At 70.7% G+C, this 24,933-nt stretch carries 24 protein-coding genes; 15 read left to right on the top strand and 9 right to left on the bottom strand.

The window, feature by feature from the left end; genetic code table 11:
- Positions 1 to 85: 85 nt before the first annotated feature.
- From ACFY2Z_RS35450 to ACFY2Z_RS35465, 4 genes are all read right to left on the bottom strand, one after another.
- Entirely contained in the window at positions 86 to 823 is a 738-nt protein-coding gene (locus ACFY2Z_RS35450; RefSeq protein WP_390748106.1) for a DUF2993 domain-containing protein, read from the bottom strand.
- A 136-nt stretch (positions 824 to 959) separates the two neighbouring features.
- Positions 960 to 2,096 (bottom strand): hypothetical protein, encoded by a 1,137-nt coding sequence (locus ACFY2Z_RS35455; RefSeq protein WP_390748107.1) that lies wholly within the window; start codon positions 2,094 to 2,096, stop codon positions 960 to 962.
- 3 nt (positions 2,097 to 2,099) lie between these two features.
- On the bottom strand, positions 2,100 to 2,354 hold the full coding sequence (locus ACFY2Z_RS35460) for a MoaD/ThiS family protein (RefSeq protein WP_311694387.1): 255 nt from the start codon (positions 2,352 to 2,354) through the stop codon (positions 2,100 to 2,102).
- Between the two features lie 285 nt (positions 2,355 to 2,639).
- Positions 2,640 to 3,494: an alpha/beta hydrolase gene (locus tag ACFY2Z_RS35465; RefSeq protein ID WP_390748108.1), complete on the bottom strand. Its 855-nt coding sequence runs from the start codon at positions 3,492 to 3,494 to the stop codon at positions 2,640 to 2,642.
- A gap of 259 nt (positions 3,495 to 3,753) precedes the next feature.
- On the opposite strand from ACFY2Z_RS35465, the gene ACFY2Z_RS35470 reads away from it, so the two are divergent.
- Both ACFY2Z_RS35470 and ACFY2Z_RS35475 read left to right on the top strand, forming a co-directional pair.
- Positions 3,754 to 4,539 carry a winged-helix domain-containing protein gene (locus tag ACFY2Z_RS35470; protein WP_390748109.1) on the top strand — a complete coding sequence of 262 codons (786 nt, stop codon included), beginning with the start codon at positions 3,754 to 3,756 and terminating at the stop codon, positions 4,537 to 4,539.
- Between the two features lie 49 nt (positions 4,540 to 4,588).
- The gene (locus tag ACFY2Z_RS35475; RefSeq protein WP_390748110.1) at positions 4,589 to 5,614 is read left to right on the top strand and encodes a LacI family DNA-binding transcriptional regulator; all 1,026 of its coding nucleotides are present in this window, start codon (positions 4,589 to 4,591) and stop codon (positions 5,612 to 5,614) included.
- 113 nt (positions 5,615 to 5,727) lie between these two features.
- Here ACFY2Z_RS35475 and ACFY2Z_RS35480 read toward each other — a convergent pair whose 3' ends face one another.
- Positions 5,728 to 7,515 (bottom strand): trypsin-like serine protease, encoded by a 1,788-nt coding sequence (locus ACFY2Z_RS35480; protein WP_390748111.1) that lies wholly within the window; start codon positions 7,513 to 7,515, stop codon positions 5,728 to 5,730.
- A gap of 394 nt (positions 7,516 to 7,909) precedes the next feature.
- Here ACFY2Z_RS35480 and ACFY2Z_RS35485 point away from each other — a divergent pair, with 394 nt between their 5' ends.
- The 12 genes from ACFY2Z_RS35485 to pstB all read left to right on the top strand — a co-directional run bounded on the left by ACFY2Z_RS35485 (position 7,910) and on the right by pstB (position 21,785).
- The gene (locus ACFY2Z_RS35485) at positions 7,910 to 9,016 is read left to right on the top strand and encodes a S1C family serine protease (RefSeq protein WP_390748112.1); all 1,107 of its coding nucleotides are present in this window, start codon (positions 7,910 to 7,912) and stop codon (positions 9,014 to 9,016) included.
- A 38-nt stretch (positions 9,017 to 9,054) separates the two neighbouring features.
- Positions 9,055 to 9,357 carry a hypothetical protein gene (locus tag ACFY2Z_RS35490; RefSeq protein ID WP_390748113.1) on the top strand — a complete coding sequence of 101 codons (303 nt, stop codon included), beginning with the start codon at positions 9,055 to 9,057 and terminating at the stop codon, positions 9,355 to 9,357.
- Between the two features lie 259 nt (positions 9,358 to 9,616).
- Positions 9,617 to 10,348 (top strand): response regulator transcription factor, encoded by a 732-nt coding sequence (locus tag ACFY2Z_RS35495; protein ID WP_355919710.1) that lies wholly within the window; start codon positions 9,617 to 9,619, stop codon positions 10,346 to 10,348.
- The gene (locus tag ACFY2Z_RS35500) at positions 10,345 to 11,790 is read left to right on the top strand and encodes a sensor histidine kinase (RefSeq protein WP_390748114.1); all 1,446 of its coding nucleotides are present in this window, start codon (positions 10,345 to 10,347) and stop codon (positions 11,788 to 11,790) included. Before ACFY2Z_RS35495 ends, ACFY2Z_RS35500 begins: the two co-directional genes overlap by 4 nt.
- Before the next feature lie 68 nt (positions 11,791 to 11,858).
- Positions 11,859 to 12,797, top strand: a complete 939-nt coding sequence (mshD, locus tag ACFY2Z_RS35505) for a mycothiol synthase (RefSeq protein WP_390748115.1) — start codon at positions 11,859 to 11,861, stop codon at positions 12,795 to 12,797.
- Positions 12,798 to 13,190: 393 nt separating this feature from the next.
- A complete protein-coding gene (locus ACFY2Z_RS35510) occupies positions 13,191 to 15,605 on the top strand; it encodes an RNA degradosome polyphosphate kinase (protein WP_390748116.1) in 2,415 nt (804 codons plus the stop codon).
- The gene (locus ACFY2Z_RS35515; RefSeq protein ID WP_390748117.1) at positions 15,586 to 16,713 is read left to right on the top strand and encodes a CHAD domain-containing protein; all 1,128 of its coding nucleotides are present in this window, start codon (positions 15,586 to 15,588) and stop codon (positions 16,711 to 16,713) included. Before ACFY2Z_RS35510 ends, ACFY2Z_RS35515 begins: the two co-directional genes overlap by 20 nt.
- A 134-nt stretch (positions 16,714 to 16,847) precedes the next feature.
- Positions 16,848 to 17,261, top strand: coding sequence for an NUDIX hydrolase (locus ACFY2Z_RS35520; protein ID WP_390748118.1), 414 nt, complete (start codon positions 16,848 to 16,850; stop codon positions 17,259 to 17,261).
- Between the two features lie 377 nt (positions 17,262 to 17,638).
- Positions 17,639 to 18,772 carry a phosphate ABC transporter substrate-binding protein PstS gene (gene pstS / locus ACFY2Z_RS35525; protein ID WP_390748137.1) on the top strand — a complete coding sequence of 378 codons (1,134 nt, stop codon included), beginning with the start codon at positions 17,639 to 17,641 and terminating at the stop codon, positions 18,770 to 18,772.
- Between the two features lie 103 nt (positions 18,773 to 18,875).
- Entirely contained in the window at positions 18,876 to 19,883 is a 1,008-nt protein-coding gene (gene pstC, locus ACFY2Z_RS35530; protein ID WP_390748119.1) for a phosphate ABC transporter permease subunit PstC, read from the top strand.
- On the top strand, positions 19,880 to 20,944 hold the full coding sequence (pstA, locus tag ACFY2Z_RS35535) for a phosphate ABC transporter permease PstA (RefSeq protein ID WP_390748120.1): 1,065 nt from the start codon (positions 19,880 to 19,882) through the stop codon (positions 20,942 to 20,944). The genes pstC and pstA overlap by 4 nt, the downstream gene beginning before the upstream one ends.
- A 64-nt stretch (positions 20,945 to 21,008) precedes the next feature.
- A complete protein-coding gene (pstB, locus tag ACFY2Z_RS35540) occupies positions 21,009 to 21,785 on the top strand; it encodes a phosphate ABC transporter ATP-binding protein PstB (RefSeq protein ID WP_311694357.1) in 777 nt (258 codons plus the stop codon).
- Positions 21,786 to 21,885: 100 nt separating this feature from the next.
- Here pstB and ACFY2Z_RS35545 read toward each other — a convergent pair whose 3' ends face one another.
- The 3 genes from ACFY2Z_RS35545 to ACFY2Z_RS35555 all read right to left on the bottom strand — a co-directional run bounded on the left by ACFY2Z_RS35545 (position 21,886) and on the right by ACFY2Z_RS35555 (position 23,885).
- The gene (locus ACFY2Z_RS35545; RefSeq protein ID WP_311694356.1) at positions 21,886 to 22,086 is read right to left on the bottom strand and encodes a DUF5988 family protein; all 201 of its coding nucleotides are present in this window, start codon (positions 22,084 to 22,086) and stop codon (positions 21,886 to 21,888) included.
- Between the two features lie 172 nt (positions 22,087 to 22,258).
- Positions 22,259 to 23,257, bottom strand: coding sequence for an anion permease (locus ACFY2Z_RS35550; RefSeq protein ID WP_390748121.1), 999 nt, complete (start codon positions 23,255 to 23,257; stop codon positions 22,259 to 22,261).
- Between the two features lie 7 nt (positions 23,258 to 23,264).
- Entirely contained in the window at positions 23,265 to 23,885 is a 621-nt protein-coding gene (locus ACFY2Z_RS35555; RefSeq protein ID WP_171110497.1) for a DUF47 domain-containing protein, read from the bottom strand.
- 281 nt (positions 23,886 to 24,166) lie between these two features.
- On the opposite strand from ACFY2Z_RS35555, the gene ACFY2Z_RS35560 reads away from it, so the two are divergent.
- The gene (locus ACFY2Z_RS35560) at positions 24,167 to 24,523 is read left to right on the top strand and encodes a metal-sensitive transcriptional regulator (RefSeq protein WP_390748122.1); all 357 of its coding nucleotides are present in this window, start codon (positions 24,167 to 24,169) and stop codon (positions 24,521 to 24,523) included.
- 156 nt (positions 24,524 to 24,679) lie between these two features.
- Here the strand turns inward: ACFY2Z_RS35560 and ACFY2Z_RS35565 are convergent, their stop codons facing one another.
- Positions 24,680 to 24,856, bottom strand: a complete 177-nt coding sequence (locus ACFY2Z_RS35565; RefSeq protein WP_355919676.1) for a hypothetical protein — start codon at positions 24,854 to 24,856, stop codon at positions 24,680 to 24,682.
- Between the last annotated feature and the right edge of the window lie 77 nt (positions 24,857 to 24,933).

The following is a 24,933-nucleotide window of genomic DNA, read 5'->3' on the forward strand; positions in this document are numbered from 1 at the left end:
CCGGGTCACCGGCTCATCTATGGAGCGGACGGGTGTGTCTCGCCTTTCGGACAGTCGTCCTTCGGGGCGGGGGCCGTCGGGCGTCCTACCCCACCAGCCTGACGTCCGAACCCTTCGCCGTGATCTCCACGCCGTCCTTCGCCGCCCGCACCGTGTCGAGGTGGATGCCGCCCGGCAGTTGGGCGATTCCCTGCCGGAAGTCGGTGATGGCCCGGATCCGGTTCTCCCCCAGCGAGACCCCGTCGAGCTGGGGCAGTCCGTCCGCGTGCACCTGGAGGTTGTTGCCCCGGACGGTGACCGAGCTGAGCACGGAGACGGGCTGCGTCGACTTGACGCCGGGGGCCGTGAAGGTGAGCGTCACCTTGATCTTGCCGTTGCCGCCGTCCGACAGCCCGATCACCCGGGCCGTCACGCCGAGGCCCACGTCGGTGGGCTCCGACCTGGCGGTCCTGAGCAGCTCGGCGTAGGAGATCAGCGCGGTGCCCGTGGCGTCGGAGGCGGTGGCGGAGCTGTAGTTCCCGGAGAACCTGACGCCCTTCATATGCGCGTGGAGGTCGTCTATACGGACCTTCTGCCCGTCGTTGCCGGTGGGCGCCTCGTAGTCCTTGATGCCGACCTCGACGTCGTCCAGCTCGCCGCCGGCGACCTGGGTGAGGAAGGGGAACCCGTTGATCGACACGTCCGGGGTGGCGGCCAGGTTCTCGGCGGTCCGCAGCTTGTCGGCCACCTTCCCCTCGGCGAAGTGGACCGCGACCCGGTCCACGATCGCGAAGAGCCCGCCCAGGATCACGGCGACGATCAGCAGTATTCGCAGTGCGCGCATGCTCGGTGTTCCCCCACCTCGGCGGTCGTGCACGACAGATCAACGACGGCCGAGTGGCCGCCGAGCGCGACTGTAACCCCGTGCGCTGTGGCGGCCGTCGGATTGTCGATCACTTGTGACATGCACGGAGGCATGACTAGCCGAGCGCACGCCCCAGCAGGTAGACGGCCGGCGCCGCCGCCGTCAGCGGCAGGGCCACGCCCGCCGTGAAGTGGACGAAGCGGGACGGGTAGTCGTAGGACGCGGCCCGGTGGCCGATCAGGGCGCAGACGCCCGCACCGAGACCGAGGAAGGCGCCGGAGGTGCCGAGACCCGTCGCCCCGCCCATAGCGATGCCCGCCCCCGCCGCCGCCAGCAGGGCCACGACCACGGAGGCCGCGGTCGGCAGCGGCAGCGCACGCGCCAGGACCGTGGCGGCGACCGCGACGGCGCCGACCGTGACGGCGTCCGGCGCGGCCGCGAGATGCCCGGCCGCGATGATCGACAGCGCGGACGAGGCGACCGTCGCCATCAGGCCGTACATCCGGGTGTCCGGATCGGCGTGCGACCGCAGCTGGAGCACGAGGGACAGCAGCACCCAGACCCCGAGGGTGCCGAGGATCGCGGCGGGCGCGTGCTCCCGGCCGGCCACGAGCAGCGCGACGTCCGCGGTGACCGCGCCGAGGAACGCCAGTGCGATGCCCTGCCGGGCGGGCCACATACCGTTCAGCCGGAACCATCCGGCGGCCGTCACGGCCTGGAGCACCACGAGCGGTACGACGAGGGCGTACGTCCCGAGGGCCGCGGCACCGGCGAGCAGAACGCCGAGGCCCGCGGTGAGCGCGGCGGGCTGGAGTCCGGGCTCGATGATCGGCGAACGGCCCTCCAGCCGGGCCCGCTGGTTGGCGGGCAGGGAGGAGAGGTCGACGGGGGCGGACGGCGTGGCCGTCGCCGTGCCGGCGCCCGGGCCGTCGGCCCGGGTCGGGTGGGCCAGGCCCCCGGTGGGGGGTGCCGCGTAGCCGTGGGGCTCGTACGCCGAGCCCTCCGGCGGCAACGACCGGCCGTACGCCTGTCCCTGCCACTGCTGTTGCGGCGGGTACTGCTGAGGCTGCTGTTGCTGCGGGTACGGCTGCTGCTGCGGATACGCGGCCGCGTTCGGGTCGTACCACCCCTGCTGCGGTGACTGCTGGGGACAACCCTGCTGCGGCCCCGGCTGCTGCGCCTGGGGCGGATATCCCTGCTGCCCATAGGGGTCGTAGCCCTGGTCGTACCCCTCGTGGGGCGGGTTGCTCATCGCTCATCCTCCTGCGAACGGCGGGAGCACCTCGACCGTGCCGCCCTCGGCCAGCCGTACCGTCTCATGCGCGCGTGTCCCGACGGGGTCACCGTCGACGAGGTAGGAGCATCGCCGCAGGACACGCACGAGTTCTCCGGGGTGTCGCAGACGGACCGCGTCGAGCGCCTCCGCGAGCGTCGTCGCGTCGTACGGCTCCTCGGCGGTCCCGGCCGCGGCCTTGGCGGCGGCCCAGTAGCGCACCGTGCCCTTTGCCATCTGCTTCCTCAGCTCGTCGTCGTGAACGCCCTCAGGCTAGTGCCTCGGCAGGTGACGTTCGCCCGTGAAGGAGCGACGTCATGGGCCCCCGGATCCCCCTGCTCGAGCGAAGCCGAGAGCTCGGGGCGTGCCCTGGGGGTACCCCCCTGCTCGAAGAACTTGGGGAAGTGCCGGCCGGAAGGCCTCGTACTGGATGGACTTGGGCTTTCGGCCGGCACGCCGAGAGCACGCACCTGACGCCGCAGGGCCGCCCTTCGGGCGACGACGCGAGTGTGACGACAGCCCCTAGCCCGCGCGCGAGACCGCCCACGCGCCGATCCTCGCCATCAACGCGTCGTCGGCGGCGTGCTCGGCATGGCCCATCCCGGGCTCCAGCCACAGTTCGGCGTGGTCGGGCGCGGCGTCCGCCAGCATCCGCGGGTGGTCGACGGGGAAGTAGCCGTCCCGGTCGCCGTGCACGATCAGCAGCGGGGTCGGCGCGATCAGCGGGACGGACTGCACCGGCGAGAGGGGCACCGGGTCCCAGTCCCGGTGGTGGATACGGGTGCGCAGGCCGTAGCGGCCCACCAGGCGGCCCTCCGGCCGGGTCACCAGCCAGTGCAGCCGCCGCATGGGGGCCGTGCCCCGGTAGTACCAGCGGGCCGGGGCGCTGACGGCCGCCACCGCGTCCGTGTCCGCGCCCTCCTGGTGCAGTGCCGCGTGCCGCAGCACCACCGATCCGCCCATCGAGAAGCCGATGGTGGCCACCCGGGAGTGCCCCAGTTCACGCGCCCAGCGCACCGCGGCCGCCAGGTCGTGCACCTCGCGGTCGCCGACCGTGGAGCGTCCCCCCGACGCACCGTGCCCCCGGAAGGAGAAGGTGACCACGGCGCCGTACCGGGCGAGGACGCCGGCGACGCGGCGGACATGAGGCCGCTCCAGATCGCCGGTGAAGCCGTGCGCGACGACGATCGCAAGATCGTCCAGATGGCCGGCGGGTGCACGCTCGGTGTCGTCCGCACCGGCTCCCGGCTCGTATGCGGCGTCGATCGCGACGCTGTCGACCGTACGCAGAACCGTCCGCAGGGGCCCACGGCTCGTCGTCTCGAAGTGTGGACGAACCGTGGATGGTGCCATGTGACCTGCCCGACCAGTGCTCATGTGGGCTATTCTGCTGTGCAGAGGACTCGGGCAGCGTAGCCCCCGGGTCCTTTTGTGCTTTCGGAAGCGTTGTATACGAAGCGGGAAACCGCAGGTGTACGGGCCGGCGAACGCGCAGCGGGTCCCAGGGCAGGCGGGATTCGCCACCGTACGAACGAAGCAGTGCCGCAAACGTCCTCGAAGGGACCGAGGAGGAACCAGACGTTATGGGCGAGCGAACCGTGCACGAACCGACGACGATTGAGGCGGGAGGCGCACGATGAGTTCTCTGCTTCTTCTGACCAACGCTCTCCAGCCGTCCGCGGAGGTGCTTCCCGCTCTCGGCCTGCTCCTGCACAACGTGCGTGTGGCCCCGGCGGAAGGCCCCGCTCTCGTCGACACCCCCGGCGCCGACGTGATCCTCGTCGACGGGCGCCGGGACCTGCCGCAGGTGCGCAGCCTGTGCCAGTTGCTGCGCTCCACCGGGCCCGGCTGCCCCCTCGTCCTCGTCGTCACCGAGGGCGGTCTCGCGGCCGTCACCGCCGACTGGGGCATCGACGACGTGCTGCTGGACACCGCGGGACCGGCCGAGGTCGAGGCGCGGCTGCGGCTGGCCATGGGCCGCCAGCAGATCGTCAACGACGACTCCCCGATGGAGATCCGCAACGGCGACCTGTCCGTCGACGAGGCCACCTACAGCGCCAAGCTCAAGGGCCGCGTCCTCGATCTCACCTTCAAGGAGTTCGAGCTCCTGAAGTACCTGGCGCAGCACCCGGGCCGTGTCTTCACCCGGGCCCAGCTGCTCCAGGAGGTCTGGGGCTACGACTACTTCGGCGGTACCCGCACGGTCGACGTCCATGTACGGCGGCTGCGCGCCAAGCTCGGCCCCGAGCACGAATCGCTGATCGGCACCGTCCGGAACGTCGGCTACCGGTTCGTCACCCCGGAGAAGCCGGACCGCTCGGCCGAGGAGCCGAAGGCGAAGGCCCCGGCGGGCCGGCCAAAGGCGGAGGATGCGGGCGAGACGGCGGCCGTGTCCGCGGCCGAGGTCACGGCTGAGGCATAGAACCACGTAGTCCCTGCCCAGGGGCGGTCCATCCGCGTAGACTCCGCGCGTGGCCAAGGTGACTCGGGACGATGTGGCGCGGCTGGCGGGTACTTCCACCGCCGTCGTCAGCTATGTCATCAACAACGGACCCCGGCCGGTCGCCCCGGCCACGCGCGAGCGTGTCCTCGCGGCGATCAAGGAATTGGGGTACCGGCCGGACCGGGTCGCCCAGGCCATGGCGTCGCGGCGCACGGACCTCATAGGCATGATCGTCCCGGACGCGCGCCAGCCCTTCTTCGGCGAGATGACGCATGCGGTCGAGCAGGCCGCCGCCGAGCGCGGAAAGATGGTGCTGGTCGGCAACACCGACTATGTGGCCGAGCGTGAGGTCCACTATCTGCGGGCCTTCCTCGGGATGCGCGTCTCCGGGCTGATCCTGGTAAGCCACGCGCTCAACGACCACGCCGCCGCCGAGATCGACGCCTGGGACGCCCGGGTCGTGCTGCTGCACGAGCGGCCCGAGGCGATCGACGACGTCGCGGTCGTCACCGACGACCTCGGTGGCGCCCAGCTCGCCGTCCGCCATCTGCTGGAGCACGGCTACCCCTATGTCGCCTGTATGGGCGGCACCGCCGAGACCCCCGCGGTCGGCGACCCGGTCTCCGACCACGTCGAGGGCTGGCGGCGGGCCATGCAGGAGGCCGGGCTGTCGACGGAGGGCCGGCTGTTCGAGGCGCCGTACAACCGTTACGACGCCTACCGGGTGGGCCTTGAGCTGCTGGCCGGCCCGAACCGTCCGCCTGCCATCTTCTGCTCCACCGACGACCAGGCGATCGGCGTGCTGCGCGCGGCGCGCGAGCTGCGCATCGAGGTGCCGGGCGAACTGGCCGTGGCCGGGTTCGACGACGTCAAGGAGGCGGCGCTGACGGATCCGCCGCTGACGACGGTCGCCTCGGACCGGTCGGCGATGGCCCGGGCGGCCGTGGACCTGGTCCTCGACGACGGCCTCCGCGTGGCCGGCTCCCGCCGCGAGCGCGTCAAGCAGTTCCCGTCACGCCTGGTGGTCCGCGGCTCCTGCGGCTGCGAGGGCTGAGCGAGGCCCCACGCCGCCGCCGCTCTTCCGGTCGCCGCCCGCAGCACGACGGCCCGCCGGTGGACCGGCGGGCCGTCGCCAGGGGTGTGTGCCCCCGAGCGTCGTAAGGGTGCTCAGAACAGCAGGTTGTACTGGTTGAAGCCGGTGCCCAGGCTGATCCGGGAGCCGAACAGGTCCGCGGACGCCTTGTCGGTGCCGGGGTAGAGCCACAGCTTGCCGCTGGAGTCGCGGGTGATGACGTCGGCGATGCCGTCGCCCGTCACATCGCCGTTGGCCACGTACGAGGTGAAGTTCCAGCCCGTACGCGCCTTGATCCGGGTCGACCACGGGGTGTGCTCCTGCTGGGTGCCCCGGTACAGCCACAGCGTGCCGTCGGTGGAGCGGGCCAGCAGGTCGGCCTTGCCGTCGCCGGACAGGTCGCCCCGGCCGAAGATCTGCACGCCCTTCCACGCCCGGTCGACGACCTTGACCCGCCCGTAGAACTGGCCGTTGCCCTTGCCCGGGTACAGATACACCGAGCCGTCCGTGTCCACCGCGACCAGGTCGGGGCGGCCGTCACCGGTCATGTCGCCCGGCACGGCGTAGGACTTGTAGCCGCCCCACACCGAGCTGATCTGCATCCAGGTGAACTGCTGGGCGGCGTGATCGTAGTAGCTGCGGTACAGCTTGCCGTCGCTCTTCTCGCGGACGATCAGGTCCTGGAAGTAGTCGCGGTCCAGGTCGGCCTGGAGAGCCCAGCTGGCGGTCTGCCAGCCGCTGCTGCCGAAGGCGCGCCGGGCGAGCGAGGTGCCCTTGCTGTCCTGCTCGAACAGGCCCCCGGACGGGGTGCGCTCCAGCAGGTCGGCGCGGCCGTCGTAGTTCAGGTCCGCGTCGTCGATACGGGGCTGGGCGGCCCAGGTGTACGACGAGACCTTGGTGAAGACCGGGTAGGCGCCCTTGCCCGTGCAGCCCGCGACGCCCCACGACACCACGCCGACGATCTTGCCGCCGACCACGAGCGGGCCGCCGGAGTCACCGTTGCAGGTGCTCTTGGTGCCCTCGTCGGTGCCGGTGGCCGGGGTGCCGGCGCAGATCATCGAACCCTCGGCGAAGTAGTCCGCGCCGATGACCGACTTCATCGCACTGTTGCAGGTCGCGTCGGCGACCATCGGCAGGCTCACCTTGCGCAGCGTGGCCGACAGGTCGGCACCGTCGGCGCCGGAGGTCAGGCCCCAGCCGTAGACGGTGGCGTTGGCGGTGGTGCTGGGCTTGTAGAGCGCGCTGTCGTTCGACGCCGCCAGCCGCATCCACTGCTGCTCCAGCGGCGCGCCGAGGGTGAGGACGGCGATGTCGTTCTGGAGCGTGTCGTGGCTGAAGTGGGGGTGGCTCCACTGGCGTATGACGGACACCGCGGTCCCGCCGTCGAGGTCACCCGAGCCGGCCCGCACGACACCGTTGTCGACCCAGTCCAGACCGGCGACGCAGTGCGCGGCGGTGAGGACCTTGTTCGGGGCGACCAGGGTGCCGCCGCAGAAGTAGCCCTCGTCGGTGGCGGGGTCGTAGTAGCCGAGCTGGACCATCCAGGGGGCGGAGGCGATCGTCGTCTCCGTGCCGCCGATGATGAACGAGGACGGCTTGCCCGTGGCGGCGGGCGCCTTGGCGGCCGCCGTCTGCGCCTGCTCCTTGTTCACGGCCGCCTGCTTCCTGGCGGCGTTGATCAGGCGCTGGTGCAGTACCTGGGACGATGCGGCGGGCTTCGGGGCATCGGTCCGCTGCTGGGTGACTCCGGGCGTCGGGAGTCCGTCGGCGGCGGCCGCCGACTGGGCCGCCAGGGCGCCGACGCCGCTCAGGGTCAGCGCGAGTGCGGCCGCGGGGAGGGCCACGGCGGGGCGTCTCCAGCGGTCGCGCAGGGCATGTATCACTCATGGCTCCTGGGTGTGTCGTAGACAGGGCCCGAGGAGGGCGTACGACGCACCGGCCCGACGCAGCGCGGCGCGAGCCGCGCAGAGCAGTCGGGCGAAACCGCGGAGCCCCCCTCCGGTGGCCGCGATCGTAGCCTCGGGCGCCCTTCTTTCACATGGGCCGCACAACCCTCAGACAAATGTTCGCCCACCGCTCCCCGATCACTCATCTCATGGAAACCTCAGGTTTCCCCTGCCTCCATGGCACCAGGAGTCCCGAGGCTGTCCCGGCCTTCCCGCGGCCCTGCCCTCGAAGGCTTCCGCGAGGCGCCTTTATATCGGGCATACGAGGTTCTGTCGGGCTTCTCAGCGGTGACTCAGCTGGCTCTCATGATCCCGGGACACTCTCTATTACATGACCGAGAGCTTCCGCCGCAGCGGCGAGTACGAGTACCCCCAGGGTGACGGACACCAGTTCGCGTACCCCCGGCAGCAGCACGTCGCTCCCTCCGTGAACCCCGAGTGGCCGCCCCCGCCGGCGTACGAGCCGGCCCGGCCGGCCTTCGCCCCGGGATACGGCGGAGGCGAGGGCGATGGCGGCGACGCGGCCGCGCATCTCGGTACCGTCCCCGCGGCGCCCGAGCCGAGGAAGCGGACCAAGGGGCCGCTCGCGGTCCTCGCCGCCGTGGCGATCGTCGCCGCGGCCATAGGCGGCGGCACGGCCTACGGCATCCAGGAACTGACCGGCAAGACCACCGTCCCCTCCAGCTCGACCAGCACCAACGTCGTGCCGTCGAGCAAGCGGGGCACGGTCGCCGGGGTCGCCGCCGCGGTCAGCCCGAGCATCGTGGAGATCAGCGCCAACTCGGGCCAGGGCCAGTCGACCGGCTCCGGCGTGATCATCACCGGCGACGGCGAGATCGTCACCAACAACCACGTCATCTCCGGCGCGTCCTCGATCAAGGTGGCCACGAGCAGCGGCAAGTCCTACACCGCCCAGGTCGTCGGCACCGACAGCAAGAAGGACCTCGCGCTCATCAAGCTGGAGGGCGCCTCCGGGCTCAAGGCCGCCACGCTCGGCAACTCCGACGGCATCCAGGTCGGCGACCAGGTCGTGGCGATCGGCTCCCCCGAGGGCCTGACCGGGACCGTCACCAGCGGCATCGTCTCGTCCCTCAACCGCGACGTCACCGTCTCGACCGACGAGAACCAGGGTCAGGGCCAGGGCAACGGCAACGGCCAGTGGCCGTTCGAGTTCGGCGGCCGCCAGTTCAACGGCGACACCGGGTCCTCCACCACCACCTACAAGGCGATCCAGACGGACGCGTCCCTCAACCCGGGCAACTCCGGCGGCGCCCTCATCGACATGAACGGCAACATCATCGGCGTCAACTCGGCGATGTACTCCGCCAGTTCGGACTCGACCTCGTCGAGCGCCGGCAGTGTGGGGCTCGGCTTCGCCATCCCGATCAACACCGTCAAGTCCGACCTGGCGACCCTTCGCTCCGGTTCTCGGAAGTGAGCGGACGCCCGGTAGGGCCGGTTGGTAAGGAGCACGACATGATCAAGCAGGTTCTGCACCCCACGACCGCCCCCGTCGCCCCCGCCCGGGTCTGCCTGGCCCTGGCCGTGGCACACGAGCTCCACACCCCGGCGGCCCCCGCGCCGGAGGCGTACGAACTCCGCGCCGTCGTGGCCCCCGCGGCCCCCGCGGCCCCCGCCTACAAGGCGTACGAGCTGCGCGCACCGGACCGCCGGGTCCCGGAGGTGGCGGTCCCCCAGCTGATGGGCCTGCGCCGCACCAACGTCGGGCGCCCCCGCCGCAAGGTGCCGCTGAACCGTCTCACCACGGCGATGTGCTGACCCTCGAAGCGTCCACCGCTCCGCAGATCCGCACACCTTCGGCCCGCCCGCCACTCCGCAGATCCGCCCGCCTCGGCGCCCCGGCGCCGGCACCCGTCCGATCCGCCCGCCGTACGCCCCGGCGCCGGCGCACGCCCCCCGTGCGCGGACGATCCCGGCGCCGGTAGCCGTCCGGTCCCTTCCGACTCTTCCCCGCGAAACGTGCGAGGCTGAAGACGTTCAGCCACCGTCCCGCCGCACCCCGAGGATCCCCCGACACATGAGCCCCGCCGAAGGCGACCGTGAACCCCAGCGCATTCTGATCGTCGACGACGAGCCGGCGGTCCGCGAAGCACTCCAGCGCAGCCTCGCCTTCGAGGGCTACGACACCGAGGTCGCCGTGGACGGCGCGGACGCGTTGGAGAAGTCCACCGCGTACCAGCCCGACCTGGTCGTGCTCGACATCCAGATGCCGCGGATGGACGGCCTCACCGCCGCCCGCCGGATGCGCGGCGCGGGCACCACCACCCCCATCCTGATGCTCACGGCCCGCGACACGGTCGGCGACCGCGTCACCGGTCTCGACGCCGGGGCCGACGACTACCTCGTCAAACCCTTCGAGCTGGACGAGCTGTTCGCCCGCATCCGCGCCCTGCTCCGGCGCAGCTCGTACGCGGCCACGACGGTGGGCGTCCCGGAGGAGGAGGCGCTGACCTTCGCGGACCTGCGGATGGATCTGGCGACGCGCGAGGTCTCACGGGGCGGGCGGCCGGTGGAACTGACCCGTACCGAGTTCACGCTCCTGGAGATGTTCATGGCCCATCCGCGCCAGGTGCTGACCCGCGAGCAGATCCTCAAGGCGGTCTGGGGCTTCGACTTCGAGCCGTCGTCGAACTCCCTCGACGTGTACGTGATGTACCTGCGCCGCAAGACCGAGGCGGGCGGCGAACCCCGGCTGGTGCACACGGTGCGCGGTGTGGGCTACGTCCTGCGGCAGGGCGGCGCCGAGTGATCAGACGTTTCCGCTCCCTGCCGCTGCGCTCCCGGCTCGCCCTGCTGGTGGCGGCGGCGGTGGCGTTCGGGGTGGCGGCGGTGTCGGTGAGCTGCTGGTTCCTCGTGCAGGGCAAGCTGTACGAGCAGGTGGACAACGACCTGAAGAGCTCCAGCGCCCCGGTGCGGCCGGGCGGTCTGGCGAACGTCCTGGCCGAGTGCAGGACCACGCCCTCCCCGCAGGAGGACCGCGGCCCCGAGATGAGCACGTACTACACCCAGGTGGTCAACGCCGACGGCCAGATCTGCGTGTACGCGAACTCGGCCGGCATGGTCAGGATCACCCGCAGCGACACCGAGATCGCCCGGAACCCGACCCACGGCATCCTCCACAACAGCGTCGACAGCAAGGGCGCGCCGGTTCGGGTGCTGACGACGCCCCTGCTGAGCGAGACCCCCGCGGGCCCTCAGCTGTACCCGGGCTACGTCCTGATCGTGGCGTACCCCCTGAAGGACACCGACAAGACGCTCGACGACCTCGCCGTGATCCTCCTGATCGTGTCCGGCCTCGGCGTCGTGGGCGCCGGTGCCGTCGGCCTGGCCGTGGCCCGTGCGGGTCTGCGTCCCGTCGACAAGCTGACGGAGGCCGTCGAACACATCGCCCGCACCGAGGACCTGACCACGCGGATCCCGGTGGACGAGGACAGCATGGACGAGATCGCCCGGCTGTCCCGCTCCTTCAACTCGATGACCTCGGCCCTCGCCAGCTCCCGCGAGCTGCAGCAGCAGCTGATCGCGGACGCCGGCCATGAGCTGCGCACCCCGCTCACGTCCCTGCGCACCAACATCGAACTTCTCACCCGCAGCGAGGAGACGGGCCGCCCGCTCCCCGCGGCGGACCGCAAGGCGCTCCTCGACTCGGTGAAGGCCCAGATGACCGAGCTGGCCTCGCTGATCGGTGACCTCCAGGAGCTGTCCCGCCCCGAGAAGGGGCTGCACGCCGGCAAGGCCCAGGTGGTGGAGTTGCAGGACACCGTCGAGGCCGCCCTGCGCCGCGCCCGGCTGCGGGGCCCCGAGCTGACCATCACGGCGGCCCTCCAGCCCTGGTACGTCCGGGCGGAGCCGTCCGCGCTGGAGCGGGCGGTCGTGAACATCCTCGACAACGCGGTGAAGTTCAGCCCCGCGGGCGGCACGATCGACGTCGCCCTCACCAACGGCGTCCTGACGGTCCGCGACCACGGCCCCGGCATCGCGGCCGAGGAACTCCCGCATGTCTTCGACCGCTTCTGGCGCTCCCCCTCGGCCCGCGCGCTGCCCGGCTCGGGCCTCGGCCTGTCGATCGTGGCCCGCACGGTCCAGCAGGCGGGCGGCCAGGTGGCCCTGCAGCCGGCGGACGGCGGAGGCACGGTGGCGACGCTCCGGCTGCCGGGCGCCCCGACACCGCCGCCGAGTCCGGACGAGTAACCGCCGGACCGTCCCACACCCATCCCGTTCCCTCCCCTCGTACCGGGCCGCCCCTTACCCTCGTATCCATGACCAGCGACGACACCGCCCGCCCGGCATCGACCCGCTCCATCGACACCGTCACCGCGCTCCCTCCCGCACAGGCCGAGGCCGTGCTGGAGCTGCTCGCCGAGGCCGCCCGGGTCGACGGACAACAGGCGGTGTCCGAGCAGGGGCGGCTGCAACTGCGCGGTGGCGAGCGTGAGGGCGTCTCCCATCTGCTGCTGAGGGTCGGCGAGACCCTCGTCGGGTACGCCCAGCTGGAGGACACCGACCCGGTGGAGGCCCCCGCCGCCGAACTGGTCGTGCACCCCTCGTACCGCGGCCACGGGCACGGCCGGGCGCTGGGCGCCGCCCTTCTGGCCGCCTCGGGCAAGCGGCTGCGGGTGTGGGCGCACGGCGGTCACTCCGCCGCCCGGCACCTCGCCCAGGTCCTCGGCCTCACCCTCTTCCGCGAACTGCGCCAGCTGCGCCGCCCGTTGGACCAGCTCGAATTGCCGGAGCCGAAGCTGCCCGACGGTGTCACCGTCCGCACCTTCGTGCCCGGCCAGGACGACGCGGCCTGGCTCGCCGTCAACGCCGAGGCCTTCGCCCACCACCCCGAGCAGGGCTCCCTGACCCAGCGCGACCTCGACGACCGCAAGGCCGAGTCGTGGTTCGACCCGCAGGGCTTCTTCCTCGCGGAGCGGGAGGGTACGCACGGCCTCGAACTCATCGGCTTCCACTGGACCAAGGTCCACGCGGAGGAGCAGCTCGGCGAGGTGTACGTCCTCGGTGTCCGGCCCGGCGCCCAGGGCGGCGGCCTCGGTCGCTCCCTCACCACGATCGGCCTGCGGTACCTCACCGCCCAGGGCCTGCCGACCGCCATGCTCTACGTCGACGCGGACAACGCGGCGGCGCTCGCGGTGTACGAACGGCTGGGCTTCAGCACCTACGAGACGGATCTGATGTACCGGACGGAGACCTGAGGCTGCTGGGGCTGCTGGGGGGCGTGGCGGTGACGCCCTAGCGGGGCTGGTTCAGCAGTTCCCGGACGATCCGGGTCTGTTCGGCGCTCGTGCCGACTCGGGCCGGGAGCCGTAGACGCTCCGTCCAGCCCCGTCGTACGCCGCCACGCCCCCGCCCTCAAGCACACCCCCGCCCCGGGCCGGACGCAGCAGCCCCAGCGCGACCGGAAGCAGCCCCCCGCCCCATACACCGCACCCGTTCCCACCCCGACTCGGGCCGGGACGCCGTAGACGCTCCGTCCAGCCCCTCGTACGCCGCCACGCCCCCTGTAGACGTCCGCGAGCCGCTCCTCGCTATCCCGCACGTCATGTCGCCGTAACCATTGATTCAGACGGACTTGCGACGCTCAGCCAATGAACGCCGTCGTGCCCGAGCCCTCGCCGCCCCCGCACAACGGGGCCGGCGCGGAACGCGGGGTTCCGTTCTCCACGCCGCCGCCCGCCCTCTCCGACGCGCCCGTCACCCGGTCGGCGCGGAAGAATGGGTTTATGAGCCAGCAGAACGCCCAGGCACCGGCCCACCCGTCCCCTGCCACCCCCCGTGAGGGGGAACCCTCGGGTCGCGCGAACACGCAGAACCAGCAGCCCTCTGTGGGTTCCATCGCCGCGCACCGCCCACACACCGTGGCCGCGACGGTCTCCGAACTCGAACCAGACATCGACGCCGACCTCGACGTCTACGAGGAGGGAGAGGGCGCCCAGCTCCCGCAGGGCCGCTTCCTCGACCGCGAGCGCAGCTGGCTCGGGTTCAACGAGCGCGTGCTCGAACTGGCCGAGGACCCGAACACGCCCCTGCTGGAGCGCGCCAAGTTCCTGGCGATCTTCGCCAGCAACCTGGACGAGTTCTTCATGGTCCGGGTGGCGGGTCTGAAGCGCCGTATCGCCACCGGTGTCGCCACCCGCTCGGCGTCCGGCCTCCAGCCCCGCGAGGTGCTGGAGATGATCTGGGCCCGCTCCCGCGAGCTCATGGCCCGGCACGCGGCCTGCTTCCACGAGGACATCGCCCCGGCGCTCGCCGAGGAGGGCATCCACATCGTCCGCTGGAGCGAGCTGACCGACAAGGAGCAGGCACGCCTGTTCACGCTCTTCCGGCACCAGATCTTCCCGGTGCTCACCCCGCTGGCCGTCGACCCCGCGCACCCCTTCCCGTACATCTCGGGACTCTCGCTCAACCTCGCGGTCGTCGTGCGCAACCCGGTCTCCGGCCACCGCCACTTCGCGCGGGTCAAGGTGCCGCCGCTGCTCTCCCGCTTCCTGGAGGCCTCCCCGCAGCGCTACGTCCCCATCGAGGACGTCATCGCCGCGCACCTGGAGGAGCTGTTCCCGGGCATGGAGGTGCTGGAGCACCACACCTTCCGGATAACCCGCAACGAGGACCTCGAGGTCGAGGAGGACGACGCCGAGAACCTGCTCCAGGCCCTGGAGAAGGAGCTCATGCGGCGCCGCTTCGGGCCCCCGGTGCGCCTGGAGGTCGAGGAGTCCATCGACCGGTACGTGCTGGACCTGCTGGTGCGCGAACTGAAGATCTCCGAGGCCGAGGTGTACCCGCTGCCGGGTCCCCTGGACCTCACCGGTCTCTTCGGCATCGCCAACCTCGACCGGCCCGAGCTGAAGTACCCGAAGTACGTCGCGGGCACCCACCGTGACCTCGCGGAGGTCGAGTCGGCGTCCGCGCCCGACATCTTCGCGGCGCTGCGGGAGCGGGACGTCCTGCTGCACCACCCGTACGACAGCTTCTCCACCTCGGTGCAGGCGTTCCTGGAGCAGGCGGCCGGCGACCCGGACGTGCTCGCCATCAAGCAGACGCTGTACCGGACCTCGGAGACCTCGCCGATCGTCGACGCGCTCATCGACGCGGCGGAGTCCGGCAAGCAGGTCCTCGTGCTGGTCGAGATCAAGGCCCGCTTCGACGAGCAGGCCAACATCAAGTGGGCCCGCAAGCTGGAGGAGGCGGGCTGCCACGTCGTCTACGGGCTCGTCGGCCTGAAGACGCACTGCAAGCTGTCCCTGGTCGTACGGCAGGAGGGCGAGACGCTCCGCCGCTACAGCCATGTCGGCACGGGCAACTACCACCCGAAGACCGCACGCCTGTACGAAGACCTGGGGCTGCTGACCGCCGACCCGCAGGTCGGCGCGGACCTGTCCGACCTGTTCAACAGGTTGTCGGGCTACTCCCGCCGGGAGACCTACCGCCGGCTGCTGGTCGCCCCCAAGTCCCTGCGCGACGGCCTGATCTCCCGGATCAACAAGGAGATCCAGCACCACCGGGCCGGCCGGCCCGCGTGCGTCCGCATCAAGGTCAACTCGATGGTGGACGAGGCGATCATCGACGCGCTCTACCGCGCGTCGCAGGCGGGCGTCCCGGTCGATGTGTGGGTGCGCGGCATCTGCGCGCTGCGCCCCGGCGTCACCGGCCTGTCGGAGAACATACGGGTGCGGTCCATCCTCGGCCGCTTCCTCGAACACTCGCGTGTCTTCGTGTTCGGAAACGGTGGCGAACCCGAGGTGTGGATCGGCAGTGCCGACATGATGCACCGCAACCTCGACCGCCGCATCGAAGCACTCGTCAGGGTCACCGACCCGGCGCACCGGGCGGCCCTCAACCGGCTCATCGAGACCGGTATGTCCGACACCACGGCCTCCTGGCACCTGGGCCCGGACGGCGAGTGGACCCGGCACGCGACCGACGCGGACGGCCAGCCCCTGCGGAACATCCAGGAGATGCTCATAGACGCCCGGAGGCGCCGGCGTGGCACAGCAACACCTTGATCCCCCGACCAACCCCACGGCCGGGCCCACCGGGGACGCCCTCGCGGGCTATCTGCGGGCCCAGGCCACGGAGTTCCTCCGCTCGCTGCGGCAGCACCGGGAGACCGGTGCCGGGGGTCCTTCGGCTCATGGGGGTCCTCCCGCCCGTGCGAAGTCGCGCGTGGGGGACGAGTCGCACGTAGGGGGTCCCGGCACGGAGGACTCCGGCGACGCGGCGCTCGCGCTGCGTCGCTCGGCCCGCCGTATCAGCGGCACGCTGCACACCTTCCGTCCCCTTCTGGACCCCGACTGGTCGGAGGCGATGCGTCCGGAGCTCGCGTGGCTCTCGGGCACTCTCGCCCGCGAGCACGCCTACGCGGCCCGGCTCGAACGGCTGCTGCTCGCGCTGCACCGGCTGTCCGGCTCCTCGGTCTTCCCCGCCCCGACGGGGGGCGCGGGGGAGGCCGGTACCGGCCCGCGCAGCCAGCCCGGCGTTCCCGAGCGGGGCAATCTGACCGTCGGCGCGGCGAAGGCGGGGGCCCTGCTGGAGCGCCAGCTGACCCTGGCCCGGACGAGGGCCCACTCCGCGGCCCTGCAGGCCCTCGGCTCCAGCCGGTTCCACGCGGTGGCGGACAGCGTCGCGGTCCTCGCCAGCGAGGTCCCGCTCACGGCCGCCGCGGCCACCGCCGATCTGCGTCCGCCGGCTGCCGCGGCGGAGGAGCGCCTGTGCGACGCGGTGGCCGCGCTGCCGCTGGTCACGGCGGGCCATCCGTACAACGCGGAGGCCCTGATCCACGGCCTGTCGCCCGACCCGGCCCCGCACCCGCAGGACGGCCCCTGGCACCAGGTCCGGCTGCTGCTGCGCCTGCACCGCTACGCCCGGGAGGTGCTCTACGGGGAGGACGCGCCCGTCGACGTACGACTGCTGGCGGCGGGCCAGGCCCTGAACCGGCACCGGGACGCCTCGGAGGCGGCCGCGGCCGCCGCGGCGGCGGCGCGCACCCCGCGCATCGCCCCGGCGACGGCGTACGCGCTGGGCGTGCTGCACGCCGACCAGCGCCATGAGGTGGAGGCGGCCCGCTTCGCGTTCCAGCAGTCGTGGCAGAAGCAGGCGGTGGGTACTCCGTAGGCGCCCCCGGGGGGCCGGCACACGCCGGCCCCCCACCGCCCCGCCCCCGGGCACGCGGCGGCAGAGACTCGCACGACGGCAGGGCACGCCGCGACAGGCGTGCCGCCGGCACGAGAGAGGAGCCGGAGCACCCGATGAGCGACGACGTCATCCGCGCGGCGGGCTGTGTCCTGTGGCGCCGCTCCCCCGTCGACGGCGAACCGCAGATCTGCCTGGTCCACCGGCCCAGATACGACGACTGGTCCCACCCCAAGGGCAAGCTCAAGCGCGGTGAGGACCCGCTCGCGGGCGCGCTGCGCGAGGTGGCGGAGGAGACGGGGTACACCGCCGTCCCCGGCGCGCCCCTGCCCACCGCCCACTACGAGGTGAACGGCCGCCCCAAGCAGGTCCACTACTGGGCGGCCGAGGCGACGGCGGGCTTCTTCGTCCCGAACCGCGAGGTCGACCGCATCCTGTGGCTCCCGCCCGCCGCGGCGCGGGCCCGGCTGACCCACCCGCGCGACCGCGAACTGGTCGACGCCTTCCTGAACGTGCTTAACCTGACATAAGCGCCATGCATCCCGAAAGGTGCAGTCGCTTGACGCCCGTGCCCCGCACGTGGCACGGGACCGCGCGAACGGCCGGAAACAACCGCCACCGGCCGAAAATCGCAGGCCAACCACCCACCACTGCGGCTCGGCCACCGGAATGCCCCTGTGTCCGAGACGTAAGCGTTCCGTGACCTTACCGCACCGACCGCAGGGGTTCACCTTCCGTTCACTCTCGACCATCGGCAGCTTCACCTGTTCTGCCTAATTTCGGCCGTACACGGTGCGAAGCGCGCATGGGGCGTGCTGTCGCGTTCACCGTCACAGCAGCCCTGACGGGCTACCACACTTCGCACGCCGCCACGGACGGCGGCTTCTGGAAGGAACTCCCGAAAGTGATGCTTCAGCGCAAGAACCGGCTTCGCGCCCTTTCCCTCGGTGCTGTCGCCGTCTCCGGCGCCCTGGCCCTGACGGCGTGCGGCTCCGATGACACGGGCAAGACCAACAACAGCGGCAGCTCGGCCTCGCCGGCCAGCTCCTCCGCCGTCAAGTGCGACAACGCCAAGGGCCAGCTGCAGGCCTCCGGCTCTTCCGCGCAGAAGAACGCGATCGACGCGTGGGTCAAGCAGTACATGCAGGCCTGCCACGACGTTCAGATCAACTACAACCCGACCGGTTCGGGCGCCGGTGTCACCGCGTTCCTCGGTGGCCAGACCGCGTTCGCCGGCTCGGACTCCGCGCTGAAGCCCGACCAGGTCGCCCAGTCGAGCAAGGTCTGCACCGGCGGCGGCAAGGCCATCGACCTGCCGATGGTCGGCGGCCCGATCGCGGTCGGCTTCAACGTCCCGGGCGTGGACAGCCTGACCCTGGACCCGTCCACCATCGCCAAGATCTTCAACGGCAAGATCAACATGTGGAACGACGCCGCGATCAAGAAGCTGAACCCCAGCGCCAAGCTGCCGGCTCTCAAGATCCAGGCCTTCCACCGCTCCGACGAGTCCGGCACCACGGACAACTTCACCAAGTACCTGATCGCCACCGCCAAGAGCGACTGGCCCTACTCGGGCGGCAAGGCCTGGCAGGCCAAGGGCGGCCAGTCCGCTCAGGGCTCCGCCGGTCTGGCCCAGCAGGTCAAGCAGACCTCGGGTGCGATCTCCTACTTCGAGCTGTCCTACGCCGCCGACGGCATCAAGACGGCCGACCTCAAGACCGGTGCCTCCACCCCGGCCAAGGCCACCGTCGAGAACGCCACGAAGGCCATCGCGAGCGCCAAGGTCGCCGGCACCGGCAAGGACCTGGCCCTCAAGCTGAACTACCAGCCGACCGAGGACGGCGCCTACCCGCTGACCCTCGTCACCTACGAGATCGTCTGCGACAAGGGCAACAAGGCCGACACCCTGCCGGCCGTGAAGTCCTTCCTCAACTACATCGCGTCGGAGGACGGCCAGAACCAGCTGGCCGACGCGAAGTACGCGCCGATCCCCGCCGAGATCAACTCCAAGGTTCGCGAGACCATCTCGAGCCTGAGCTGACCCGAAGTGCGGCCCGCTCCCCGAACGGGGAGCGGGCCGCACCGTCCGGTGCACCGCCGCCCGGAGTCGTTACCCGCCACGGCTCCGCAGACCGGAGATCCTGATGGACATCACTACACAGAACACAGAAGCGCCTCCCCCCGCCCCCCAGCCTTCCGCGGCCTCGCACAAGCGGACGCGCCGCGGCTCCACCCGCCCCGGAGACCGGGTCTTCCTCGGCCTCTCCCGTGGGTCGGGCATCTTCCTTCTGGTGATCATGGCCGCGATCGCGGTCTTCCTCACCTACCGTGCGACCCTCGCGATCAGCAAGGACCACGGAAACTTCCTGACCACCTTCGAGTGGAACACCAACCTGACCCCGCCGGTCTTCGGCATCGCGGTCCTGGCCTTCGGCACGGTCGTCTCCTCGATCATCGCCATGGCCCTCGCGGTCCCGGTCGCGGTCGGTATCGCGCTCTTCCTCACGCACTACTCGCCGCGCAAGCTGGCCGGGCCCATCGCCTACGTCATCGACCTGCTCGCCGCCGTGCCGTCCATCGTCTACGGCCTCTGGGGCGCCCTGGTCCTCGTACCGCACATGACCGGCCTGTTCGGCTGGCTGAACGACTACCTCGGCTGGACCGGCATCTTCTCCTGGCAGGGCGGCGCCCCGCGCTCCCTGCTCACCGTCGGCATCCTGCTCGCGATCATGATCCTGCCGATCATCACCAACGTGAGCCGTGAGGTCTTCCGGCAGGTCCCGCAGATGCACGAGGAAGCGGCCCTGGCCCTCGGCGCCACGCGCTGGGAGGTCATCCGCATGGCCGTGCTGCCGTTCGGCCGCTCCGGTGTGATCTCCGCGTCGATGCTCGGCCTCGGCCGTGCGCTCGGCGAGACGATGGCCGTCGCCACCGTCCTGTCCCCGACCTTCGACATCCAGACCAGCCTGCTGGACCCGGGTGGCGGCACCTTCGCCCAGAACATCGCCAGCAAGTTCGGCGAGGCCACCGACCAGGGCCGTGACGCCCTCATCGCCTCCGGTCTGGTCCTCTTCGTCATCACCCTGCTGGTCAACGGCGCGGCTCGCGTGATCATCGCCCGCCGCAAGGAGTACTCGGGGGCCAACGCATGAGCACCGCAGCCGTCCGCGACAAGCGCGTGAGCACCCTGCGCGGTGCCAGCCTGCCGAAGTGGTCGCCCTGGGCGATCGCCGCGGGCTCGATCGCCGTGGGACTGGGCATCAGCCTGGCCGCCGGCCTCGACAGCAGCATCCAGTGGGCCCTGATGGCCGCGGTCCTGTTCGTCCTCGGCACGTACGTCATCGCGGCGCGCGTCGAGGGCCGCCGGCAGGCCAAGGACCGGGTCGCCACCAGCCTCGTCTGGGTCTGCTTCCTCCTCGCGGTCATCCCGTTGGCCTCCCTCATCTGGGAGACCGTCAAGCGCGGTGTGAAGGTCTTCGACTTCTACTTCCTCACCCACTCGATGGGTGTGGTCGCCGACACCGACACCGGCGGTGGTATCTACCACGCGATCCTCGGCACCCTGGAGCAGGTCGGCCTCGCCACGGTGATCGCCGTGCCGGTCGGTGTGCTCACCGCCGTCTACCTCGTCGAGTACGGCCGCGGCAAGCTCGCCCGTGCCATCACCTTCTTCGTCGACGTCATGACGGGTATCCCGTCGATCGTCGCCGGTCTGTTCGTCCTCAGCTTCTGGATCCTCATCCTCAAGATGGGCTACTCCGGCTTCGCCGGTTCCCTGGCCCTGGCGATCCTGATGATGCCCGTGGTGGTCCGCTCCACGGAGGAGATGCTCAAGCTCGTCCCGAACGAGCTGCGCGAGGCGTCCCTCGCGCTGGGTGTCCCGAAGTGGCGCACCATCCTCAAGGTGGTGCTGCCGACCTCGATCGGCGGTATCACGACGGGTGTGATGCTCTCCATCGCGCGTATCACCGGTGAGACCGCGCCGATGCTGCTGCTGGTGTGGGGCACCAACTTCATCAACAGCGACCCGTTCAAGGACCCGCAGGCCTCGCTGCCGCTGTACATCTACCAGCAGTACGCGAACAGCGCCGGTTCCGGCGCGGCCTACGACCGGGCCTGGGCGGCGGCACTCGCCCTCATCGCCTTCGTGATGATCCTCAACCTGGTGGCTCGCGGCATCGCCCGCTGGAAGGCCCCGAAGACCGGTCGCTAAAGGCGACGATTTCCGGCTCCGCCGGTCGGGGCCCACAGCGACTGATACTGGAAGTGAAGTAGTCATGGCCAAGCGAATCGACGTAAGCGGTCTCACCGCCTACTACGGCTCCCACAAGGCGATCGAGGACATCTCGATGTCGGTCGAGCCGCGTTCGGTGACGGCGTTCATCGGCCCCTCGGGCTGCGGCAAGTCGACGTTCCTGCGCACGCTCAACCGCATGCACGAGGTGACGCCGGGCGGACGCGTCGAGGGCAAGGTGCTCCTCGACAACGAGGACCTCTACGGTGCCGGGGTCGACCCGGTCTCCGTCCGCCGCGAGGTGGGCATGGTCTTCCAGCGCCCGAACCCCTTCCCCACGATGTCGATCTTCGACAACGTGGCGGCGGGCCTGCGGCTGAACGGCAGCTACAAGAAGTCCGAGCTGAGCGACATCGTGGAGAAGTCGCTCAAGGGCGCCAACCTCTGGAACGAGGTCAAGGACCGCCTGAACAAGCCGGGCTCCGGTCTGTCCGGTGGCCAGCAGCAGCGTCTGTGCATCGCCCGCGCGATCGCGGTCGAGCCGAAGGTGCTGCTCATGGACGAGCCCTGCTCGGCCCTGGACCCGATCTCCACCCTCGCGATCGAGGACCTGATCGGCGAGCTGAAGGAGCGCTTCACGATCGTCATCGTGACGCACAACATGCAGCAGGCCGCGCGCGTCTCCGACCGCACCGCGTTCTTCAACCTGGCGGCCGTGGGCCAGCCCGGCCGGCTGATCGAGATCGACGAGACGGAGCGCATCTTCTCCAACCCGTCGGTCCAGGCGACCGAGGACTACATCTCGGGTCGCTTCGGCTGACCCGACCCCGGTCCGAGGACCCCTCGCGGTGCTGCATGGCGGTGCCACCGCGAGGTAGAAGAGGGCCCGCCCCTGGCTCCCGGGGGCGGGCCCGTTCGCGTTATTCGGCGACTTCCGTGCGTTCCCACCACTGGTAGACGGTGACCTGCCCCTCCTGGCTGTGCTCGTGGCGCGGCGTCATCTTGTAGTGCTCGTATCCGCCGCGGTGCGGGATCTTCAGCTCTTTTCCGGGCGGGACGACGGGCACGAGCTTGCCCGCGAGATCGTCCGGCCCGCCTTCGAGGAGTGCCTTCGCAGTCATAGCTCCAGTCTTGTCATGCGCCCGGAACCCGCATCTCGAACCGGGGGCGCGGGAGCGTGAGCGGGCACACAGCACCACACCCCACCTCCTGACCGGCGGCTTCGGTGAAGCCCCGACGGGCGGGAGACGGGGTGTGAAGAAAGGTTTCTGCGCCGGCCTTCCGGCCGGGTGGCTACAGGAACGCCAGGTTGACCAGCCAGAAGGCGGACGCCGCCACGATCGCCGCTGCCGGCATCGTGATGAACCAGCCCAGGACGATGTTCTTGGCGATACCCCAGCGCACGGCGTTCACCCGCTTCGTGGCGCCCACGCCCATGATCGCCGACGTTATGACGTGCGTCGTGGAGATCGGCGCCTTGAACAGGTACGCCGTCGCGAACATGATCGACGCGCCCGTGGTCTCCGCCGCGAACCCCTGCGGCGGATCCAGTTCGATGATCTTGCGGCCGAGCGTGCGCATGATGCGCCAGCCGCCCGCGTACGTCCCCAGCGACAGCATCGCCGCGGAGACGAGCTTCACCCATACCGGGATCGGGTCGCCGTAGTGCTGGACGTCGCCGATGACCAGCGCCATCGTCACGACACCCATGGTCTTCTGCGCGTCCTGGAGGCCGTGGCCGAGCGCCATGCCCGCCGCCGAGACGGTCTGCGCTATGCGGAATCCCCGCTTCGCCTTGTGCGGACTGGCCCGGCGGAAGATCCACATGATGGCCGTCATCACCAGATAGCCGACGATCAGGCCCACCACCGGGGACAGGAACATCGGCGTGACGATCTTGTCCAGGACCCCGGACCAGTACACCGTCGTCCCACCGGCCAGCGCCGCGCCCACCAGTCCGCCGAACAGCGCGTGGGACGAGGACGACGGCAGGCCGAAGTACCACGTGACCAGGTTCCAGGCGATCGCGCCGAGCAGTGCCGCGAAGAGGACGCCCATCCCCTTGCCGCCGGAGGGCGTCTGGATCAGGCCCTCACTGACCGTCTTCGCCACCTCGTTGCCGAGGAACGCACCGGCGAGGTTCATCACCGCCGCCATCGCCAGCGCGGCACGCGGCGTCAGCGCGCGCGTCGACACCGAGGTGGCGATGGCGTTCGCCGAGTCGTGGAAGCCGTTGGTATACGCGAAGAGCAGCGCGATCAGGATGGTGAGGATCAGAGCAAAGGTGTCCATGGACGCCTCAGGACTCCTTGACCGCGATGGTCTCCACGGTATTGGCCACGTGTTCGAACGCGTCCGCCGCTTCCTCCAGCACGTCCACGATCTGCTTGAGCTTCAGGACCTCGATCGCGTCGTACTTGCCGTTGAACAGATGGGCGAGCAGTTTGCGGTGGATCTGGTCCGCCTGGTTCTCCAGACGGTTCACCTCGATCCAGTACTCGGTCAGGTTGTCCAACGTGCGCAGATGGGGCATCGCCTCGGCCGTCAGCTCGGCCGCCCGCGCCAGCACCTCGATCTGCTGTTCGACACCCTTCGGCAGCTCCTCGATGTTGTAGAGGACGACCAGGTCGACGGCCTCCTCCATGAAGTCCATGATGTCGTCGAGGGAGGACGCCAGGGAGTAGATGTCCTCACGGTCGAACGGCGTGATGAACGAGGAGTTCAGCTGGTGGAAGATCGCGTGCGTGGCGTCGTCACCGGCGTGTTCCGCTGCCCGCATACGCTCTGCGATCTCGGCCCGGGCGGAGGCGTCCGCCCCGAGCAGTTCCATCAGGAGTTTCGAGCCCGTGACGATGTTGTCCGCGGACGCGGCAAACATGTCATAGAAGCTCGTCTCCCTGGGGGTCAGACGAAAGCGCACGTGGGGTCCTCGGGATGCTTCGGTTTCGGTCAGGCTGATGCTAGGCACATCATCCGGCCACGGCTAAGGGGCCGTCCTCCAGTGTCGCCCATCGGACACGGTGGTCAGCACGGGGGCGGTACGGGGGCGGCCAAGGCTCTGGCCAAGGGCCCTATACCCAGCAAAGTTCGTTACCATATACCCGCCAGGGGTATCTGTCCGTGCCGGGGAGTACAGGATCCGCCACAGCGGGCCACTTGTCCGGTTCCGTCTCCCCGGGCAGCTGTCGACAGGAGGACCCGATGACGACCACCGAGGCCGGCGCGGCGGCGCCCTCCGAGGGCGACGGGGCCGTGGTGACCGACCACGACCGCGGCATCCACGGCTACCACAAGCAGAAGGACGAGCACCTCAAGCGCCTGCGCCGGATCGAGGGCCAGATCCGTGGGCTGCAGCGCATGGTCGACGAGGACGTGTACTGCATCGACATACTCACGCAGGTCTCCGCCTCGACGAAGGCCCTGCAGTCCTTCGCGCTCCAGCTCCTGGAGGAGCATCTGCGCCACTGCGTCGCGGACGCCGCGCTCAAGGGCGGCTCGGAGGTCGACGCGAAGGTGGAGGAGGCCACCAGGGCGATCGGGCGGCTGCTGCGCACCTGACGCCGCGGACGGGCAGGACGTCCACCCCCGGGCAGGCCGTCCACCCCCGGGATGTCCACCCCCGGGCAGGACGTCCACCCCCGGGCAGGACGTCCACCCCCGGACAGGACGTCCACCGCCGGGCAGGACGTCCACCGCCGGGCGGCGGATCATGGCTCACCCGCCGGTCGCGTCCCGTTCCTCGGCCACCCTGAGCACCTCGTCGATGCTCTCCAGGCTGAGCCGGTCCTCGTGTGCGGCCGAGGCGGCGATGATCAGGTCGCCGCACAGCTCGATCTCGGCGAGGGCCACGTGGTCCTGTACTGCCGTACCGCCGAGCGGAGCCACGTGCATCACCTCTTTCTGCCGTCACCGACTTCCTAGGGTAGGGAGCGGTCTACGCGCCGCGCATGGCACGGACGGACCATTTC

The organism is Streptomyces sp. NPDC001222 (assembly GCF_042896945.1).
Classification (GTDB): Bacteria; Actinomycetota; Actinomycetes; order Streptomycetales; family Streptomycetaceae; genus Streptomyces; species Streptomyces gibsoniae.